14 protein-coding genes and 1 tRNA gene are annotated in these 17,179 nt (G+C 65.9%); 8 read left to right on the top strand and 7 right to left on the bottom strand.

Features of this window, described 5'->3' with window-relative positions; all coding sequences use genetic code 11:
* Window positions 1–12 precede the first annotated feature (12 nt).
* The 4 genes from KNJ79_RS14935 to KNJ79_RS14920 all read right to left on the bottom strand — a co-directional run bounded on the left by KNJ79_RS14935 (window position 13) and on the right by KNJ79_RS14920 (window position 4,256).
* Window positions 13–1,230, bottom strand: a complete 1,218-nt coding sequence (locus KNJ79_RS14935; protein WP_317151652.1) for a dihydroorotase — start codon at window positions 1,228–1,230, stop codon at window positions 13–15.
* Window positions 1,221–2,216 carry an aspartate carbamoyltransferase catalytic subunit gene (locus KNJ79_RS14930; RefSeq protein ID WP_317151651.1) on the bottom strand — a complete coding sequence of 332 codons (996 nt, stop codon included), beginning with the start codon at window positions 2,214–2,216 and terminating at the stop codon, window positions 1,221–1,223. The genes KNJ79_RS14935 and KNJ79_RS14930 overlap by 10 nt, the downstream gene beginning before the upstream one ends.
* 175 nt (window positions 2,217–2,391) lie before the next feature.
* The gene (ruvX, locus tag KNJ79_RS14925) at window positions 2,392–2,850 is read right to left on the bottom strand and encodes a Holliday junction resolvase RuvX (RefSeq protein ID WP_317151650.1); all 459 of its coding nucleotides are present in this window, start codon (window positions 2,848–2,850) and stop codon (window positions 2,392–2,394) included.
* Window positions 2,851–2,972: 122 nt separating this feature from the next.
* Window positions 2,973–4,256: a DUF3089 domain-containing protein gene (locus KNJ79_RS14920; protein WP_317151649.1), complete on the bottom strand. Its 1,284-nt coding sequence runs from the start codon at window positions 4,254–4,256 to the stop codon at window positions 2,973–2,975.
* Between the two features lie 75 nt (window positions 4,257–4,331).
* Between KNJ79_RS14920 and KNJ79_RS14915 the strand changes: the two genes are divergently transcribed.
* The 4 genes from KNJ79_RS14915 (at window position 4,332) to gatB (ending at window position 9,642) form a co-directional block, all read left to right on the top strand.
* Window positions 4,332–6,113 (top strand): DUF4153 domain-containing protein, encoded by a 1,782-nt coding sequence (locus KNJ79_RS14915; RefSeq protein WP_317151648.1) that lies wholly within the window; start codon window positions 4,332–4,334, stop codon window positions 6,111–6,113.
* A gap of 66 nt (window positions 6,114–6,179) precedes the next feature.
* Window positions 6,180–6,482, top strand: coding sequence for an Asp-tRNA(Asn)/Glu-tRNA(Gln) amidotransferase subunit GatC (gene gatC / locus KNJ79_RS14910; protein ID WP_317151647.1), 303 nt, complete (start codon window positions 6,180–6,182; stop codon window positions 6,480–6,482).
* Between the two features lie 103 nt (window positions 6,483–6,585).
* Complete coding sequence (gene gatA / locus KNJ79_RS14905) at window positions 6,586–8,067, top strand: Asp-tRNA(Asn)/Glu-tRNA(Gln) amidotransferase subunit GatA (protein WP_317151646.1); 1,482 nt, start codon at window positions 6,586–6,588, stop codon at window positions 8,065–8,067.
* A 108-nt stretch (window positions 8,068–8,175) separates the two neighbouring features.
* Window positions 8,176–9,642, top strand: a complete 1,467-nt coding sequence (gene gatB / locus KNJ79_RS14900; protein ID WP_317151645.1) for an Asp-tRNA(Asn)/Glu-tRNA(Gln) amidotransferase subunit GatB — start codon at window positions 8,176–8,178, stop codon at window positions 9,640–9,642.
* Window positions 9,643–9,666: 24 nt separating this feature from the next.
* Here gatB and KNJ79_RS14895 read toward each other — a convergent pair whose 3' ends face one another.
* Both KNJ79_RS14895 and KNJ79_RS14890 read right to left on the bottom strand, forming a co-directional pair.
* The gene (locus KNJ79_RS14895; protein ID WP_317151644.1) at window positions 9,667–11,361 is read right to left on the bottom strand and encodes an amidohydrolase; all 1,695 of its coding nucleotides are present in this window, start codon (window positions 11,359–11,361) and stop codon (window positions 9,667–9,669) included.
* 59 nt (window positions 11,362–11,420) lie between these two features.
* Window positions 11,421–11,612, bottom strand: coding sequence for a hypothetical protein (locus KNJ79_RS14890; RefSeq protein WP_089214017.1), 192 nt, complete (start codon window positions 11,610–11,612; stop codon window positions 11,421–11,423).
* Between the two features lie 170 nt (window positions 11,613–11,782).
* On the opposite strand from KNJ79_RS14890, the gene KNJ79_RS14885 reads away from it, so the two are divergent.
* The 3 genes from KNJ79_RS14885 to KNJ79_RS14875 all read left to right on the top strand — a co-directional run bounded on the left by KNJ79_RS14885 (window position 11,783) and on the right by KNJ79_RS14875 (window position 14,859).
* Window positions 11,783–11,867: transfer RNA gene (locus KNJ79_RS14885), tRNA-Leu, on the top strand.
* A 60-nt stretch (window positions 11,868–11,927) separates the two neighbouring features.
* Window positions 11,928–13,541 carry a trigger factor gene (tig, locus tag KNJ79_RS14880; protein ID WP_317151643.1) on the top strand — a complete coding sequence of 538 codons (1,614 nt, stop codon included), beginning with the start codon at window positions 11,928–11,930 and terminating at the stop codon, window positions 13,539–13,541.
* Between the two features lie 360 nt (window positions 13,542–13,901).
* Window positions 13,902–14,859, top strand: a protein-coding gene (locus KNJ79_RS14875) for an IS630 family transposase (protein ID WP_394357128.1) whose coding sequence is annotated in 2 segments (ribosomal slippage) — window positions 13,902–14,243 and window positions 14,245–14,859 — 957 coding nt in all. Because the reading frame shifts where the segments join, the coding sequence is not laid out codon by codon here.
* Window positions 14,860–15,048: 189 nt separating this feature from the next.
* On the opposite strand, the gene KNJ79_RS14870 is transcribed toward KNJ79_RS14875, so the two are convergent.
* Entirely contained in the window at window positions 15,049–15,999 is a 951-nt protein-coding gene (locus KNJ79_RS14870) for an IS481 family transposase (protein WP_089216024.1), read from the bottom strand.
* Window positions 16,000–16,230: 231 nt separating this feature from the next.
* On the opposite strand from KNJ79_RS14870, the gene KNJ79_RS14865 reads away from it, so the two are divergent.
* Window positions 16,231–16,860, top strand: a complete 630-nt coding sequence (locus tag KNJ79_RS14865) for a TetR/AcrR family transcriptional regulator (RefSeq protein WP_081997339.1) — start codon at window positions 16,231–16,233, stop codon at window positions 16,858–16,860.
* Window positions 16,861–17,179: the final 319 nt, after the last annotated feature.

The raw sequence follows: 17,179 nt of genomic DNA, 5'->3' as shown, positions 1-17,179 counted from the left end.
GCGCCGGCGGCGTCAGCGTATCCGCTGGCCGCCCTTCCACACCGCCGTCGCGCGGCCCTGCACCGGCATGCCATCGAACGGGGTGTTGCCCGCCCAAGCCGCCATCTTCTTGGCATCGACCTGCCAAGGCGTGCCTTCGTCGATCAGGATCAGGTCGGCGTCCATGCCCTCGGCGAGCGTTCCGGCGTCGAGGCCGAGCAGCCTCGCGGGATTCGCCGCGAGAAGGTCGAACAGCCGTGCGGGCGTGACGTGGCCGTCGCGGACGAGCTGGAACCCCATCGCGAGCAACGTCTCGGCGCCCGCCATGCCGGGCAGCGCTTCGGCGAAGGGCAGGCGCTTGTCCTCCGGGCCGCGCGGGTCGTGGCCCGAGGCGAGGACGTCGATCGTGCCATCGGCGATCGCGGCAAGGCAGGCGTGGCGGTCGTGCTCGCTGCGCAGCGGCGGCGACAGGCGCGCAAAGGTGCGGAAATCGCCGATCGCGGTGTCGGAGAGGAAGAGATGCGCCGGCGTGATGCCGCAGGTCACGGGCAGTCCCGCCGCCTTCGCCTCGCGGATCAGGTCGAGCGCCGCCGCGGTCGTGATCTGGCGAAAATGCAGCGGGGCGCCGGTTTCCCGGACCAGCATCAGGTCGCGCGCGACCGCCATCGCCTCGGCGATCGCAGGCGCCGAGGCAAGGCCGAGGCGCGTCGCCATCTCGCCGTCGGTCGCGACCGCGCCCGCGGTCAGGCCTTCGTCCTCGGCATGCGCGATCACGGTCAGGCCGAGCGAGGCGGCATAGACGAGCACGCGGCGCATCACGCCCGCGTCGGCGATCCGCGCGCGGCCGGTCGCGACCGCGCGCGCGCCCGAGGCCTTCATCAGCCCGATTTCGGCCAGTTCCTTGCCCGCAAGGCCCTTGGTCGCCGCGGCGAGCGGGTGGACCCACAGGTCGGGCTTGCCGCCCTTTGCCGCGCGTTCGACCAGGCCCGGATGGTCGAGCGGATGGCCGCCGTCGGGCATCAGCGCGGCGCGCGTGATGCCGCCGAAGTGAAAGGCGGGCTTGTCGGTCGCGAAGACGCCGAGGTCGATGATGCCGGGCGCGAGCCACTGGCCCTTGGCATCGATGCGTTCGGCAGCTGCCGGTACATCGGCGGGATCGAGCGCGGCGATCCTGCCCTCGGCCACGAGCAGGCGGCGGGTATCGCCGCCGAGCAGGCGGGCGCCTTCGATCAGGAGCGGTTTCAGTTCCATCCCGGCACCTTCCGCGTCCGGCGGGTCAATATGTCGAGGCAGGCCATGCGCACCGCGACCCCCATCTCGACCTGCTCGGTGATCGTCGAGCGGTCGGCGTCGTCGGCGACGCTGCTGTCGATCTCGACCCCGCGGTTCATCGGGCCGGGGTGCATGACGATCGCGTCGGGCTTTGCCTTCGCCAGCCGCTGCGGCGTCAGGCCATAGAGCGCATGATATTCGCGCGGGCTGGGGAGATAGGCGCCGTCCATCCGCTCATTCTGAAGGCGCAGCATCATCACGACGTCGGCGCCGTCGAGCCCCGCGTCCATGTCGGTGAAGACCCGGACGTGCATCCGCTCCATCGCGGGCGGGATCAGCGTCGGCGGCGCGACGACGCGCACCTCGTTGCCGAGCAGGGTGAGCGCGAGGATGTTCGAGCGCGCGACCCGGCTGTGGAGCACGTCGCCGCAGATCGCGATGGTCAGTCCCTCGACCCGTCCCAGGCGGCGGCGGATGGTCAGCGCGTCGAGCAGCGCCTGCGTCGGATGCTCGTGGCGCCCGTCGCCGGCGTTGAGCACCGGGCAGTCGACCTTGTCGGCGATCAGCTGTACCGCGCCCGAGCTTTGATGGCGGATGACGATGGCATCGGCGCGCATCGCGTTGAGCGTCATCGCGGTGTCGATCAGCGTTTCGCCCTTCTTCACGCTCGATTGCGCGGCGTGCATGTTGACGACATCGGCGCCGAGCCGCTTGCCCGCGATTTCGAACGACAGCAAAGTGCGCGTCGAATTTTCGAAAAAGGCGTTGATGATCGTCAGCCCGCGCAGCGCGTCGTCATGTTTGGCGGCGCCCGCCCGGTTGAGCTCGACCCACTGTTCGGCGGCGTCGAGAATGTAGGAAATCTCCCACGGCGTGAGCTGGGCGATACCGGTCAGGTGGCGATGGCGAAAGGCATCGCCGCCGGGCGGATAGTCGCTGGCGGGTCGGATCGTTGCGCTTGTCATTAAAGGGCAGCGTTTAGGAGGGCGTTGCGATTTTCGCAAGTCTTGATCCTCCCCGCCTGCGGGGAGGTGGCATCGCGAAGCGATGACGGAGGGGGTTATCGGCCTTCAACGTCGTGTGAGGCCGCCAGCCCCCTCCACCGCCTTCGGCGGTCCCCCTCCCCGCTTCCGGGGAGGATCACCGCACCATCGCGTCGATCGCGCCTTGCAGAATGAACGCCGCGGCCGCGCTGTCGATGCGTTCGGCGCGTTTCGCCCGGCTGACGTCGGCGGCGATCATCGCGCGCTCGACCGCGGCGGTCGACCAGCGCTCGTCCCACAGCAGCACGGGGAGCGCAAGCGGCGCAAGGTTGCGCGCGAAGGCGCGCACCGACTGGGTGCGCGGACTGTCGCTGCCGTCCATGTTGAGCGGCAGGCCGACGACGAGGCCGACGACCGACTGCGCGGCGACGAGCGCCTTCAGCGCTTCGAGGTCGGCGGCGAACTTCTTGCGGAGGATCGTCCTGTCGGGGGTCGCGAAGCTCCATCCGGCATCGCACAGCGCCACGCCGATCGTCCTGGTGCCGACGTCGAGCCCGGCAAGGCGCCCGCCGTTCGGCAGCGCAGCGGCGAAGTCGGGGGCGGCGGCGGTGATCATTCCTCGCCTCTAATCGCAAAAGAACGTCATTGCGACCCCGGCGAAAGCCGGGGGAAGCAATCCAGGGCGGTTTACGGGCGCCCTGGATTGCCGCGTCGCCTTCGGCTCCTCGCAATGACGGGTCAGGTTTGGGGAGCGGTGTCCGACGCGGGCGCCGCCACCGGCACCGCCGCCGGCGGAACGGGTGACGGTTTCCCCTCGAAGGTGGCGAGCCGGCGCAGCGCGTCGGCGCGGACGTCGGCCCAGAAGAGGGTGATGTCGAAGACGTGGTAATTGTTGCCGGGCAGCACATAGTTCGGCGCATATTGCTTCACCGCATCGGCTTCCCCGATCATCAGGAAGCCACGCGCATCGTCGCATTTCGCGCCGACCTTGCCCGCGACCAGCTCGCCGCCCTTGAAACCTTCGCGCGGCTTCAGCGTGCCGAGATTGGCCTCGGCGGGGGCTTGGGTATCGGGGACGCCGGTGATCGGGTTGGTGCAGAGCATCCGCGTGTCGCGGCGCGGGCGGCCGTCATAGCCGATCGTGCCGTCATAGGCCTGCGTCACCATCGAGGTGTCGGCGGGTTCGGCGAAGCTCGCCCAGCCGAGGATGCAGTTCGCCTGTTCGGCGGTTTCGCAGGCGGGCAGGCCGAGCGCTTCGAGGTCGGTCTCGCGGCTGATCGGCCAGCCGACGATATAGGCCGCGACGATGCGTTTCGCGAGCGGGGTGCCGGCGATGCGGTTCTTGATCAGCGTCTCGATGTGCAGCGCGCCCTGGCTGTGGCCCGCGAGGATGATCGGCTTGTTCTTCGGCTGGGCGGCGAGGAAGGCGTCGAATGCCTGTTCGACGTCGCGATAGGCGGCGTCGATCGCCTTGCCTGCGGTGACGCGGTCTTCGGCGAGGAAGGCGCCGAGCGTCGCCTGGCGATAGCGCGGCGCCCAGACCTCGCCCGCATCGGCGAAGGCGCTCGCCATGCCGCGCATGAACAGGCCCGCGCGGTAATTGGCGTCGGCGTCGTCGAGCGGCGCGTTCCAGCTCGATTTGCTGTAATAGCTCGTCGGGTGGACGAAAAAGACAGCCGCGTCGCCCTTTTCAACGGCCGATGTTGCAAGCAGGCGTTCGGCGGCGTTTGCGGGCGGGATGAGCTGGTCGCGCGATTGCGCCGCGGCGCTGTCGGGCGGCGGCGCGGGCGCGTCGGCGACGACGGGGCGCCAGTCCGACGGATTATCCTCCATCCCCGGCCGCGCGAGCCACATGCCCGCTTCGTCATAGGCGTTGGGCGCGATCGCTTCCTGCGGCTCGAACTCGGCGCTGGGGACGAAGGCGACGCGGCCGAACCAGCCCGGATTGAGCTGATAGGCGACACCGAAACCGAGGACGATCAGGATGATTGCGGCGACGAGGTAAAGAAACTTGCGGGCCAAGGGGCGCTCCATGGGCGGGACGGCGTCGCGCTATCTGGCTTGCGCGCGCGCATGAAACAAGCCCAGATGTGGGGCATGACCGATGCACCTGCAACTCCGCCCGCCCCCGAGTCGCCCCGTTCCGTCCCTGCACGCCCCGTGTCGGCACGGCTCGACGCCGCCGACGCGCCCTGGCCGCTGCGCCCCTGGATCATGGCGGCGATCTGCGCCGTTGCGGGGCTGATCTTTCACCATCTGATCGACCGCGCCTGGGACGCGCCCGACGCGCCGGGGCGCAATGCGCTCGCCGCTTTCGTTGCCGTCGCGACGATCGTCTTCGTGCTGGGGGTCGAGCTGCGCCGCTGGCACTGGGCCGCGGGCTTCGCCTTGCTGTGGGGGGCGGTGATCGGGCTCATCACCTGGCATTCGGCGGGTTACAACGCAAGCCATTCGCCGGTGGAATGGTCCTTCTGGTCGGGCATCCTCGCGGTGCTCGTCGCGACCCCGCTGTTCCAGACGCGGCGTGACGTCGCGCCCGACTGGCGCTTCTGGACGCTGTGGCGGATGCCCTATGCACGGCTGCACGATCATGCGTGGACCGACGCGGTGATCGGCGCGGCCGCGCTCGCCTTCGTCGGCGTGACCTTCCTGCTCACCGTGCTGATCGGCGAAATGTTCCACCTGATCGGCATCGAGGTGATCCGCGACCTTTTGAACGACGAATGGTTCGGATGGATGCTTGCGGGCGCGGCGTTCGGGGGCGCGGTCGGGCTGCTGCGCGAACGCGACAGGCTCGTAGCGACCTTGCAGCGGCTGGTGATGACCGTGCTCGCGGTGCTCGCGCCGGTGCTCGCCGTGGCGCTGATCCTCTTCCTCCTGTCGCTGCTCGGCACCGGCCTCCAAAAGCTGTGGGACGCGGGTTTTTCGACCGCGGGCCTGATGCTCGGGGTTGCGGCCTTTGCGGTGTTGCTCGCCAATGCGGTGATCGGCAATGGCGCCGAGGACCGGTCGGGAAGCCGCGCGCTGCACGGCGCGGCGGCGGTGCTTGCGGTGGCGGTGCTGCCGCTCGCGATCATCGCCGCGGTGTCGATGGGGCTCAGGATCGGGCAATATGGCTGGACGCCCGAGCGCATCTGGGGCGTGATCGCGGTCGGGGTGGCGCTCGCTTATGGAGTGTCGGGGCTGTGGGCGGTCGCGAAGGGGCGGGAGGCATTCGACGACCGGCTGCGCCCGCTGCAACAGAAGCTCGCGATCGGGCTGATGCTGCTCGCGGCTTTCCTCGCGCTGCCGATCCTCGATTTCGGTGCGATTTCGGCACGCGATCAGCTGGCGCGGCTGAAGTCGGGGGCGGTGACGGAAGAAAAATTCGACTGGGCGGCGATGGCGTTCGATTTCGGTCCGGCGGGGCGTGCGGGGCTGAAGGCGCTCGCGAATTCGCCGGGGGCCGCGCGCGCCGACAAGGCGAAGGCCGCATTGCAGGCGAAAAATCGCTGGGATCTGACCGGGCCGCGCGGCCCCGTGCTGCTCAAACCCTTTGCCGAGCGGCTGCGCGTCGTCCCGCAGGGGCAGGCTTTGCCGCCCGAGGCGCTGAAAGCGATCGAGAGCGGCTATATGTGTCGCCGCGTCGCGGCCTGCGTCGCCGTCCGGCTCGGCGAGGGCCGGATCGGGGTGCTGGGGCAGGACGAACCCGGCGCGGCGGTCGATTCCTATATCCTCGTCCGCGGCGACAAGGGGGATTGGCGACAGGATGACGGGGTCTTTCCCAAGCCCGCCGACCGGCCTGGCGTCGACTTGTCCAAGGCCCGCATCGACGTCGAGACGGTCGCGCGCCGCCGGATCACCGTCGACGGAGTGCCCGAATCGGCGCCTTTCGAATAGCGCGCGCTTGATGGACGCGGGGCGGGGTGCTAGCGGCGCGGCGTCTCCCGCAAAGGCAGGATAAGAATGGCAATCGATCAGGCAACGGTACGGAAAATCGCGTCGCTGGCGCGCATCGCGATCAGCGATGCGGAAGCCGACGGACTCGCAGGCGAACTCAACAACATCCTCGGCTGGGTCGAACAACTCGGCGAGGTCGATGTGAGCGGGGTCGAGCCGATGACCGCGGTGATCCCGAACCAGCTGCGGCTGCGCGACGATGTGATCGACGCCGACCCGCTGACCGGCGGCAATCGCCGCGACGACATACTCGCCAATGCGCCCGAGCCGCAGCATGGGTTCTTTGGCGTGCCGAAGGTGATCGAATGAGGAGCGTAGCGGATCATTCGATCATCCCCGCGAAGGCGGGGATCCATCACGACGCGTCTGGAGATGGGCCCCTGCCTTCGCAGGGGCACGAGGTTTTTGAAGTATGACCGACCTTACGAATCTAACGGTAGCCCAGATCCGCGACGGCCACCGCGCGGGCGATTTTTCGGCCGTCGAGGTTGCCGAAGCGTTCAGCGCCAATGTCGCGGGCGCCAAGGCGCTCAACGCCTTCATCGTCGAGACGCCCGACCATGCGCTCGCGGCGGCGAAGGCGGCCGACGCCGACCGCGCGGCGGGGACGCTGAAGCCGCTGTCGGGCGTGCCGATCGGGATGAAGGATCTGTTCTGCACCAACGGCGTCCAGACCACCGCGGCGAGCCACATGCTCGAAGGTTTCGTGCCGCGCTATGAATCGACCGTGTCGCAGAAATTGTGGGACGCGGGTTGCGGGATGCTCGGCAAGCTCAACCTCGACCAGTTCGCGATGGGATCGTCGAACGAGACGAGCTATTTCGGCAATGTGATCTCGCCCTGGAAGCGCAACGACGGCGGCAATGCCGCGCTCGCGCCGGGCGGGTCGTCGGGGGGATCGTCGGCGGCGATCGCGGCGCGGCTGTGCCCCGCGGCGACGGGGACCGACACCGGCGGCTCGATCCGCCAGCCCGCGGCGTTCACCGGCATTTCGGGCATCAAGCCGACCTATGGCCGCTGCTCGCGCTGGGGCATCGTGGCGTTCGCAAGCTCGCTCGACCAGGCGGGGCCGATGGCGCGCGACGTGCGCGATTGCGCGATCATGCTCGAAAATATGGCGGGCTTCGATCCGAAGGATGCGACCAGCCTCGACATGCCCGTGCCCAATTGGGAAGCGGCTTTGTCGAGCGATCTCAAGGGCAAGACGGTCGGTATTCCCAGGGAATATCGGCTGGAGGGCATCGATCCCGACATCGACGCGATGTGGGACGCCGGCATCGCGATGCTGAAGGATGCGGGCGCCGAGGTGATCGAGATCAGCCTGCCGCATACGCAATATGCGCTACCGGCTTATTATATCATCGCGCCCGCCGAGGCCTCGTCGAACCTCGCGCGCTATGACGGCGTGCGCTATGGGCTCCGCGACCTGCCGCAGGGCGCGGGGTTGCAGGACATGTACGCCGCGACGCGCGCCGACGGCTTCGGGCCGGAGGTCAAGCGCCGCATCATGATCGGCACCTATGTGCTGTCGGCGGGCTTCTACGACGCCTATTACACGCAGGCGCAAAAGGTGCGGACGCTGATCTCGCGCGATTTTACGGCCGCGTTCGGGACGTGCGACGTGATCCTCGCGCCGACCGCGCCGTCGGCGGCGTTCGGGCTGGGCGAAAAGACGTCCGATCCGCTGGCGATGTATCTCAACGACGTGTTCGCGGTGCCCGCGAGCCTCGCCGGGCTGCCCGCGATGTCGGTCCCCGCGGCGCTGAACCGCGAAGGGCTGCCGCTGGGCTTGCAGATCATCGGCAAGGCGTTCGACGAGCAGGGCGTGCTCAACGCCGGGCTGGCGATCGAGGAGCGTGCGGGCTTTACCGCGCGGGCGGAGAAGTGGTGGTGATGAAATGAGGTGTTCCCCCGCGAAGGCGGGGGTCCATCTCGGGATGGTTCCGGTTGAGGCGGCAGGAGATGGGTCCCCGCCTTCGCGGGGACACACTGAGGATTTGAAATGACTGATTATCGCATCAAGGGCGAAACCGGCGAGTGGGAGGTTGTGATCGGCCTCGAGGTCCATGCGCAGGTCACCTCCAACGCCAAGCTGTTCTCGGGCGCCGCGACGGCGTTCGGGGCCGAGCCCAATACGCAGGTGAGCCTCGTCGACGCCGCGATGCCGGGGATGCTGCCGGTGCCGAATCGCGAATGCATCCGCCAGGCGGTGCGCACCGGCATGGCGATCGAGGCCCAGATCAACAAATGGTCGCGCTTCGACCGCAAGAATTATTTCTATGCCGACCTGCCGCAGGGCTATCAGATTTCGCAGCTCTATCATCCGCTCGTCGGCGAAGGCTCGCTGCATATCGAGGCCGACGAAAAGGCCGGCATCGCCGCCGACAAGGTGATCGGGATCGAGCGCATCCATGTCGAGCAGGATGCGGGCAAGCTGATGCACGACCAGCATCCGACGATGTCCTATGTCGACCTCAACCGCTCGGGCGTCGCGCTGATGGAAATCGTGTCGAAGCCCGACATGCGCTCGCCCGCCGAAGCCGGCGCCTATGTCCGCAAGCTGCGGTCGATCCTGCGCTATGTCGGCTCGTGCGACGGCAATATGGAGGAAGGCTCGATGCGCGCCGACGTCAACGTCAGCGTCCGCAAGCCCGGCGACCCCTTCGGCACGCGCACCGAGACGAAGAACGTCAATTCGGTGCGCTTCGTCATGCAGACGATCGAATATGAGGCGAAGCGCCAGGTAGAGCTGCTGGAGAGCGGCGGCACGGTCGACCAGGAAACGCGGCTGTTCAACCCCGACACCGGGACGACGCGCACGATGCGGTCGAAGGAAGACGCGCACGACTATCGCTATTTTCCCGACCCCGATCTGCTGCCGCTCGAACTCGACGATGCGTTTCTCGCCGAGTGCCGCGAATCCTTGCCCGAACTGCCCGACGCCAAGCGCGCGCGTTACGAGGCGGCGGGGATTTCGGCCTATAACGCCGGGGTGCTGACCGCCGAGGTCGAAAGCGCACGCTGGTTCGACGCGCTGCTCGAAACCGGCGCCGAGCCGAAAGCGGCGGCGAATTGGGTGACGAGCGAACTGTTCGGTGCCTTGAACCGGCTCGGCAAGGACATCGCCGACTGCCCGGTGACCCCGGCGCAGGCGGGCGAACTGCTCGGCCTCGTCGCCGACGGCACGATTTCGGGCAGCATCGCGAAGCAGGTGTTCGAGATCATGCTCGAAACCGGCGACGGCGCCGCGGCGATCGTCGAGCGCGAAGGCCTCAAGCAGACGAGCGACACCGGCGCGATCGAGGCGGTGATCGCCGAGGTGCTGGCGAAGAATCCCGGCCAGCTCGAACAATATCGCGGCGGCAAGGAAGCGCTGTTCGGCTTCTTCGTCGGCCAGACGATGAAGGCGATGCAGGGCAAGGCGAACCCGCAGGTCGTGAACGAACTGCTGAAGAAGGCGCTGTCGTAAAGGAGTGGAGCAGGGCGGCCCTTGTCAGTCGCCCTTCGCCTTCCACACCGTCTGCCCTTCCTTCACCGTTTCCAGCACCTTGATGTCCCTGATCCCGCCCGTCGGCGTCGTCAGCGGGTTCTTGTCGAGGATCACGAAGTCGGCGAGCAGGCCGGCCTTGATCCGGCCCTTGCGGTCTTCCTCGAATATCTGCCACGCGGGGCCGGTGGTGAGCGCTTGCAGCCCCTCATAGGCGGTCAGCCGCTCGCCCTCGCCGCTGACGACGCCGGTGGGCGAGACGCGCGCCATCGAGGTCCAGAGCAGGAAGCGCGTGTCGAGCGGCGTGACGCTGAAGTCGCTATGGTTCGACGGGATCAGCCCCGCGGCGCGCGCCGAGCGGAAGGGGCTGATGAAATCGACCACTTCTTTCGGGAAATTGCTGCGGTGGACGTCGCCCCAAAACCATGTGTGGTTCGAAAAATAGGCGGGGCCGACGCCGATGCGCGCATAGTCGGCGAGCTGGTCGGGGCGCTGGAACTGCGAGTGGATGACGATCGGGCGGCGGTCGTCGGCCGCCTTGATGCCGATCGCATCGAATCCCCTGATCGCCATGTCGATTGCGGCGTCGCCGTTGGCGTGGACGAAAATCTGCCAGCCGCGATCATTGACCTTGCGCGCGAGGCGGTTGAATTCGTCCTGGCTGATGATCGGCTTTCCGTGCCACGGATGATGGCCGGCGGGATCACCGCGCGCATAATCGCGCGTGAAAAAGGCGGTGCGCGCCTGCGGCGAGCCGTCGAGGATGAACTTCACCCCGGCGAGCTTCACATGCCCGTCATAGGTTCCGAAGCGGATGCCCGGATCGGCGAGCAACGCGTCGAGCCCGGTGTAGAAGGGCAGGAGCGCGAGGTCGATCTTCAGATGCGCGCGCGCCTCGGGACTGGTGAAGAAGGCGAGGTCGGCGGGCTGCGTCGCGCCATCCTGCGCGTGGGTATAGCCCTCGGCGAAATAGCGCTGCTGCGCTGCGTCGAGCCGCGCGAGCTTTTGTTCGGGGGTCAGCTGCGGCATCGCGGTGAGCATCAGGAAGGTCGATTTTTCGAGCAGAACGCCGTTCAGGTGGCCGTCGCTATCGCGCAGCATCATGCCGCCCGGCGGCGGCTCGCTCGCGTCGCTGAGCTTCGCCGCGGCGAGCGCGGCGCTGTTCGCGACGAGCGCGTGGAGCGACTGGTGGAGCACGACGATCTTGCGGTCGGCCGCCACCGCGTCGAGTTCGGCGCGGGTAATGTGGCGCTTTTCGGCGAGATTTTCATTGTCATATTGCCACACGATCACCCAGCCGCCGGGCGGGATCGCCTCGCGCGCGATGAAATCGCCGATGACGCGCTGCAGGCCGGCGATGTCGGTGACAGGAGGCAGCGACTTGTCCCACAGGTCGAGCCCGCCCGCCATCTGCATCGCGACGGCAAAATGCGAATGGGCGTCGATAAAGCCGGGGAGCATCGTCGCGCCGTGAAGCTCGTGGATCGCGGCGTCCTTGCCGGCGGCGGCCTCGGCGCCCGTCTCGCTGCCGACGTACAGGATGCGGTCGCCGCGCGTCACGACGGCCTCGACCGTCTGCGGTGTGTCGCCGTCCATCGTGACGATTGGCCCGCCGCGATAGAGCGTCGTATCCTGTCCCGCCACGGGCAGCGCCCATGCGGCGCCCAGCAGAGCGAGCGCCCCCGACCATTTCAGCATCATTCTCTCTCCCTGCCGCAACTCTGGCGGCGGGAGAGGTCGCCGGTCAAGTGGTTAGAATACTAAATTTGCGACTGCTGCGGCAGTTCGTCGGGGCCGCGTCCGGGCTCGTCCACGTCGCCGCCGCCGGGGTGGCCGGGGACCTCGGCGGGCTGTCCGGGCGGTCCTTCGGGCGGGGCGGGACGCGCGGGGGTTTCGGGCGGCGACTGGGGTTCGATCTTGTCGGGCTGCGGCTTGGGATAGGGGTCGGCCATCGTCTGTCTCCTCGCGCCTCAAAACGCTCGGACGCGCACCTCGTTCCGGCCGGTGCGTTTCGCGGCGTTCGCCCTTGCCCTCGGCGCCCCGTCTGCTATAGCGCCGCCCGGCCCGCACGGGCGTGTGCGGTACAGCGCATGACTTCGTGCAGCCCGGCCGAAAGCTCTGAGCGGGCGTGGCGGAATTGGTAGACGCGCTGGTTTTAGGTACCAGTATCGCAAGATGTGGGGGTTCGAGTCCCTTCGCCCGCACCAGCCCCGCAGCAGCGCAGGCCGGGACGTTACGAGATTTTGAGTAAGGATTAGACCAAGGCAATGAAGACCGTCGAAACGCTGAACGAAGGCCTGAAGCGCGAATATCGCCTGACCATCACCGCCAAGGATATCGACGCGCGCGTCGACGACGAGGTCAAGAGCATCGCGCCGACCGTGCGCATGCCCGGCTTCCGCCCCGGCAAGGTGCCGCCGAACCTCATCCGCAAGATGCACGGCGAGGCGCTGTCGGCCGACGCGCTGAACAAGGCGATCGACCAGGGCGTTCGCGACCTGATGAACCAGGAAAAGCTGCGCCCTGCGCTGCAACCCGCGGTGTCGCTCGGCGAGGGCTATGAGCGCGGCAAGGATGCCGAGATCACCGTCGCATTGGAAGTGCTGCCCGAGATCGAGGCGCCCTCGATCGACGGCCTGACGCTCGAGCGCCTGACCGTCCCCGCCGACGACAAGGCGGTGATGGCCAAGATCCAGGAATTCGCCGCGCAGATGAAGCGTTTCGAGGATGCGCCGAAGACGAAGAAAGCCGCGACCGGCGACCAGGTGATCATCGACTTCGCGGGCAGCGTCGACGGCACCCCCTTCGACGGCGGCACCGGCGAGGATATGGCGGTCGAAATCGGCTCGGGCCAGCTCATCCCCGGCTTCGAGGATCAGCTCGTCGGCGTGAAGGCCGGCGACGAAAAGACCGTCAAGGTGACCTTCCCCGAGGAATATCCGGTCGAAAATCTGAAGGGCAAGGATGCCGAATTCGCCGTGACGGTGAAGACGGTCAAGGTGCCCGCCGACAGCAAGATCGACGACGAGTTCGCCAAGTCGCTCGGCCTCGAAAGTCTCGACAAGCTCAAGGAACTGATGAAGGATCAGGTCGAGCAGGAGCATAACGGGCTGACGCGCACCTATATGAAGCGCAAGCTGCTCGACCAGCTCGCCGCGTCGCACGACTTCGACGTCCCCCCGACGATGGTCGAGGCCGAATTCAACCAGATCTGGCAGCAGCTCGAGCACGAGGCCAGCCACGAGGAAGATCCCGAGGCGGCGAAGGCCGAGCTTGAAAAGGATCGCGACGAATATCGCAGCATCGCGGTGCGCCGCGTCCGCTTGGGGCTTCTGCTCTCCGAAATCGGCCAGGCGCACGGCGTCCAGGTGTCGAACCAGGAAATGCAGCGGCTGATCATGCAGGCCGCGCAGCAATATCGCCCCGAAGATCGCCAGCGCTTCGTCGAATATGTCCAGCAGGACGCGCTCGCCGCCGCGCAGCTGCGCGCACCGCTTTATGAGGACAAGGTCGTCGACTTCCTGTTCGACAAGGCCGAGATCAGCGACCGCGAAGTGACCCGCGAAGAACTCGAAGCGGCGATCGAAGCCGACGAGGAGCATGTCCACGGTCCGGGCTGCGGCCACGATCACGACGAAAAGCCCGCCAAGAAGCCGGCGGCCAAGAAGCCCGCAGCCAAGAAAGCGGCCGGGCCCAAGGACGATGCGGCCGAACCCGCCGAGCCTAAGAAGGCTCCGGCCAAGAAGGCCGCGGCTGCGAAAGCGGAGGACAAGCCCGCCGCCGCTGCCAAGAAGGCGCCCGCGAAGGCAAAGGCCGACGCCGACGCAAAGCCGGCTGCGAAGAAGGCCCCGGCCAAAAAGGCTGCGCCCGCGAAGAAATAATCTTCGCGAGCCTGGAAATCGAAAGGCCGGGTGGAGGATGCTCCGCCCGGCCTTTTGCTATTCGTGGTCGGGGGCGGGCGGCGGCTCCATATGGTTGGCCCGCGATGACGACGGTGGGGTGTTGTCCGTTATCGACCGGTAGGCGACGATCGGCATTTCATAACCTTGTCATTCCCGCGAAAGCGGGAATCCAGAGCGTGCGTCGGCTGACTCCACACTGGATTCCCGCTTTCCCGGGCACAGCTTTGTTATAACTCGTTGGAAATAGCCATTTGAACCTTAGAGCGTCGCGTTATTAATCTGAATCGCGGGGATTCCCTTTGGTGCGGATTTATGATTCACCGTTGTTGGAGGTGGATCATGGGCAAGAGCAGTTCGGTTGATCTTCGGGATCGGATCGTTGGCGAGATAGAGCGAGGAAGTTCGCGCCGTGCAGCGGCGCGTCGCTTTGGGGTGAGCGCGGCGACGGCGGTTCGCCTGGCGCAGCGCAAGGCGCAGACGGGTTCGGTGGCACCTGCGTGTCAGGGCCGTCCGAGGGGGAGCGGTATGCTTGATCGCCATGCCGATGTTCTGATCGGTTGGGTCGAGGCGAATGGAGACATCACGATGCCCGAGTTGGCGGCGCGTCTTCTTGCGGAACGGGGGGTGAAAGCGCACCCGGCATCGCTATCGCGGTTGCTGCTCCGGCACGGTTTTACCGTCAAAAAAAACGCTGCTGGCGAGCGAAACCGATCGCGCTGACGTCGCCCGCGCGCGGCGGGTATGGAGCGGATATCGCCAGCCCTGGATGAAGAAACGGCCCGAAAGGCTGGTGTTCATCGACGAAACCGGGACGACGACGAAGATGACCCGGCTGCGCGGCCGGTCGCGCCGGGGGCAACGGCTGCGGATGACCGCGCCCTTCGGTCATTGGGGAACGCAAACCTTCATCGCCGCGCTGCGTCATGATGGGCTCACCGCGCCTTGGGTGATCGACGCCCCGATGAACCGGCGTCTCTTCGAGACCTATGTCGAAACCCAGCTCGCGCCGACGCTGAGGCCCGGCGACATGGTCATTCTTGACAATCTATCGAGCCACAAGAGCGAGAAGGCCAAGGCCATCCTCAAGGAACGCGGCGCATGGTTCCTCTTCCTGCCGCCCTACAGCCCCGACCTCAATCCCATCGAAATGGCCTTCGCCAAGCTCAAGGCCCATCTGCGAAAAGCCCAGGCTCGAACCATCGAGGCCCTCTGGCAAGCCGTCGGCTCGATCTGCGCACTCTACTCACCAGAAGAATGCCGGAATTACCTCAAGGAAGCTGGATATGTTGCAGATTAAACGCACGACGCTCTAATCGGGAAGATTGCTGGTCGGAATTGATGTCGCATGCAGCCTGATCGAATTGATGACCTCCGTTACCTTGGAATTCGGTGCTCGCGGCGTGCCGATGCGGCGCTGCTTACCCCCATTCAATTGCCTCGATCGGCAACGCCGTCATTCAATGGGCTGGCAACCGCTACGGTCTGCTTAGGTGTTTAGTCCCAGCGTGTGATGGTGTGGCTCCATATTGAAGATATCCGGCTTGGATTTCCAGAGTTCTTCGATGGCCTCATAGGGTGTCTTGAAGCGCAGTGCCTTCAACTGCTTGGCAAAGTTGTAAGCGACCAACCAGTCGCGGACATGGCGGCGCAGCTCGTTGATCGACGTGTAATGGAAAGATTTGACGGTGGCCTCCTTGATGGTGCGCACCATCCTTTCGGCCTGACCGTTGGTCCATGGGTGATAGGGTTTGGTGAGGCGATGCTCGATGCCGTTCTGCTCGCAGACACGGCCGAAGATATGGCCGATCCATCCCAGTGTGCCGCCCTGGTCACGCTGCACGAACTGCACGCCGTTGTCGGTCAGGATGGTGTGGATCCTGTAGGGAACCGTCTTGATCAGCACGCGCAGGAAGGCTGCCGCGGCGAGCTTGGTCGCCCGTCGATAGATGCGGGCGAACACCAGCTTCGAGGTGCGGTCCACCGCGACATAGAGGAATCCTTTGCCGCCTTCGTAGCGCAGTTCGGCGATATCGATGTGGAAATAGCCGATCTCGTACTTCTTGAACTTCTTCGGCTTCTCGCGATCCGCCTTCGGCAATCGGCTGATCCCGTGCCGCTGCAGGCAGCGGTGAAGCGACGAGCGCGTCAGGTTCGGGATCACGTCCTTCAACGCGATGAAGACGTCATCGAGCGGCAGCCGGGCCTGCACCCTGAGCGCCACGATCGCGGCTTCTTCCATCGGCGACAGCACGGTGCTGCGCCGTTCCTTCGGCCCCATCGGCATATCCTCGACCGACTGTCGGCGACGCCACTTGATCACCGTCTTCTCGTTGATCCCGCACCGCTTCGCGAGCTGCGCGACCGGAGCTTGCGATCGCTGTAGCTCCGCTCGAACGGCGTGCGTGGTCTTGGCGCTCCCATGTAAAAGCTGCCCCATAATCCCTCCCGCTGTGACGATAACAAGCTTACACCATCACATGCTGGGACTAAACACCTAGTCCAATGGCGGGAACGGAATCCTGTCGACCGCGCGATGAAGCCCATTTCAGCAAGCTGTTAGTGCTTCCCCCTCATCCATATGAAATGTAGGCCTGCGGGATAGACCCGGATGGACCGGCATGTGTCGCGTCCAAAGATCGTCAAACAGAGGACGCAGGGAAAGGTTCGAATGAAACGTTCTTCAAGAAATTATGTCGAGGGAGAGTCGCCGCGCGAGAGAATAGTCGATGCTGCTCGCAGATTGTTCGGTTCGAAGGGCTTTTATGCGACGACAACGGCGGAATTGGCGGAAGAAGCATCGGTCAGCGTCGGCCAGATATATCGACTCTTTACCGACAAGGACGACGTCATCCTCGCAATAGTAGAAGAAAATGTGCGCGTTCGCCTAGCCGAGATGCACTCGATTTTCGACGCTGTGGAACGGCGCGAGCTTGCGATGTTCGAGGCGATCAAGGCAATCGCTGCCAGTTCGTTGCACAATGAGGATAGCAGCCTGTTCTATGAGATTTTGGCGGAGGCTTGCCGAAATCCGACAGTCGCGGAGCGGTTCGAGACGCAGACCGCCTTTTACCGCGATGGCATACGCCGCCTCGCTGCGCTTGCGCGGCCCGATGTGCCCGCGGCCGAGCTCGACTCCTATGGAGATGTCATGATGGCCTGCTTCATCGGCCTCGGCCATCGCACGGCGATGTCGCCACCCGTCGATGCCGAGGCGACAAGCCACAGCACTGCTTGCCTGATGATGCGCGCGCTCGGTCTAGCGGGACTGGAAAGCGGTCGCGTGCAAGCCCAGCCGTGACGACTCCGAAATGCGCGCAAGGCCGTAAGCGGGGAAGGACCCATCGTGACATCGGTGACGGTGAAGCTTTTAGACCGCAGCCCTGACTTGCGGCGAGTATAAGCGATGATGCCGCTGGATTCAGCTGAGCAGCGGCTATCATCGGGTGATTGAGCTGTGTCCGCTGGGATCTGCCCTTTAAAGACCGGAAGCGCGAGGCGTATGATCGCAGCACAGACGCTGACCAGAATTGAATTTACTGCTTGACCAGAGAAACGGGGTTGCCTATTGGAAATTGGAATGAGCGCTCATTCCATAATGTGCTCCGGAGAGATAATGG

Source organism: Sphingopyxis indica, from assembly GCF_032879645.1.
GTDB classification, from domain to species: domain Bacteria; phylum Pseudomonadota; class Alphaproteobacteria; order Sphingomonadales; family Sphingomonadaceae; genus Sphingopyxis; species Sphingopyxis indica.
This window is presented reverse-complemented; position numbering and strand designations above follow the sequence as displayed.

Excerpts from the sequence above, each read along its gene's own strand:
- KNJ79_RS14935 (WP_317151652.1), bottom strand. The coding sequence starts at position 1,230 with ATGGAACTGAAACCGCTCCTGATCGAAGGCGCCCGCCTGCTCGGCGGC.
- KNJ79_RS14930 (WP_317151651.1), bottom strand. The coding sequence starts at position 2,216 with ATGACAAGCGCAACGATCCGACCCGCCAGCGACTATCCGCCCGGCGGC.
- ruvX (WP_317151650.1), bottom strand. The coding sequence starts at position 2,850 with ATGATCACCGCCGCCGCCCCCGACTTCGCCGCTGCGCTGCCGAACGGC.
- KNJ79_RS14915 (WP_317151648.1), top strand. The coding sequence starts at position 4,332 with ATGACCGATGCACCTGCAACTCCGCCCGCCCCCGAGTCGCCCCGTTCC.
- gatC (WP_317151647.1), top strand. The coding sequence starts at position 6,180 with ATGGCAATCGATCAGGCAACGGTACGGAAAATCGCGTCGCTGGCGCGC.
- gatA (WP_317151646.1), top strand. The coding sequence starts at position 6,586 with ATGACCGACCTTACGAATCTAACGGTAGCCCAGATCCGCGACGGCCAC.
- gatB (WP_317151645.1), top strand. The coding sequence starts at position 8,176 with ATGACTGATTATCGCATCAAGGGCGAAACCGGCGAGTGGGAGGTTGTG.
- KNJ79_RS14895 (WP_317151644.1), bottom strand. The coding sequence starts at position 11,361 with ATGATGCTGAAATGGTCGGGGGCGCTCGCTCTGCTGGGCGCCGCATGG.
- KNJ79_RS14890 (WP_089214017.1), bottom strand. The coding sequence starts at position 11,612 with ATGGCCGACCCCTATCCCAAGCCGCAGCCCGACAAGATCGAACCCCAG.
- tig (WP_317151643.1), top strand. The coding sequence starts at position 11,928 with ATGAAGACCGTCGAAACGCTGAACGAAGGCCTGAAGCGCGAATATCGC.
- KNJ79_RS14870 (WP_089216024.1), bottom strand. The coding sequence starts at position 15,999 with ATGGGGCAGCTTTTACATGGGAGCGCCAAGACCACGCACGCCGTTCGA.
- KNJ79_RS14865 (WP_081997339.1), top strand. The coding sequence starts at position 16,231 with ATGAAACGTTCTTCAAGAAATTATGTCGAGGGAGAGTCGCCGCGCGAG.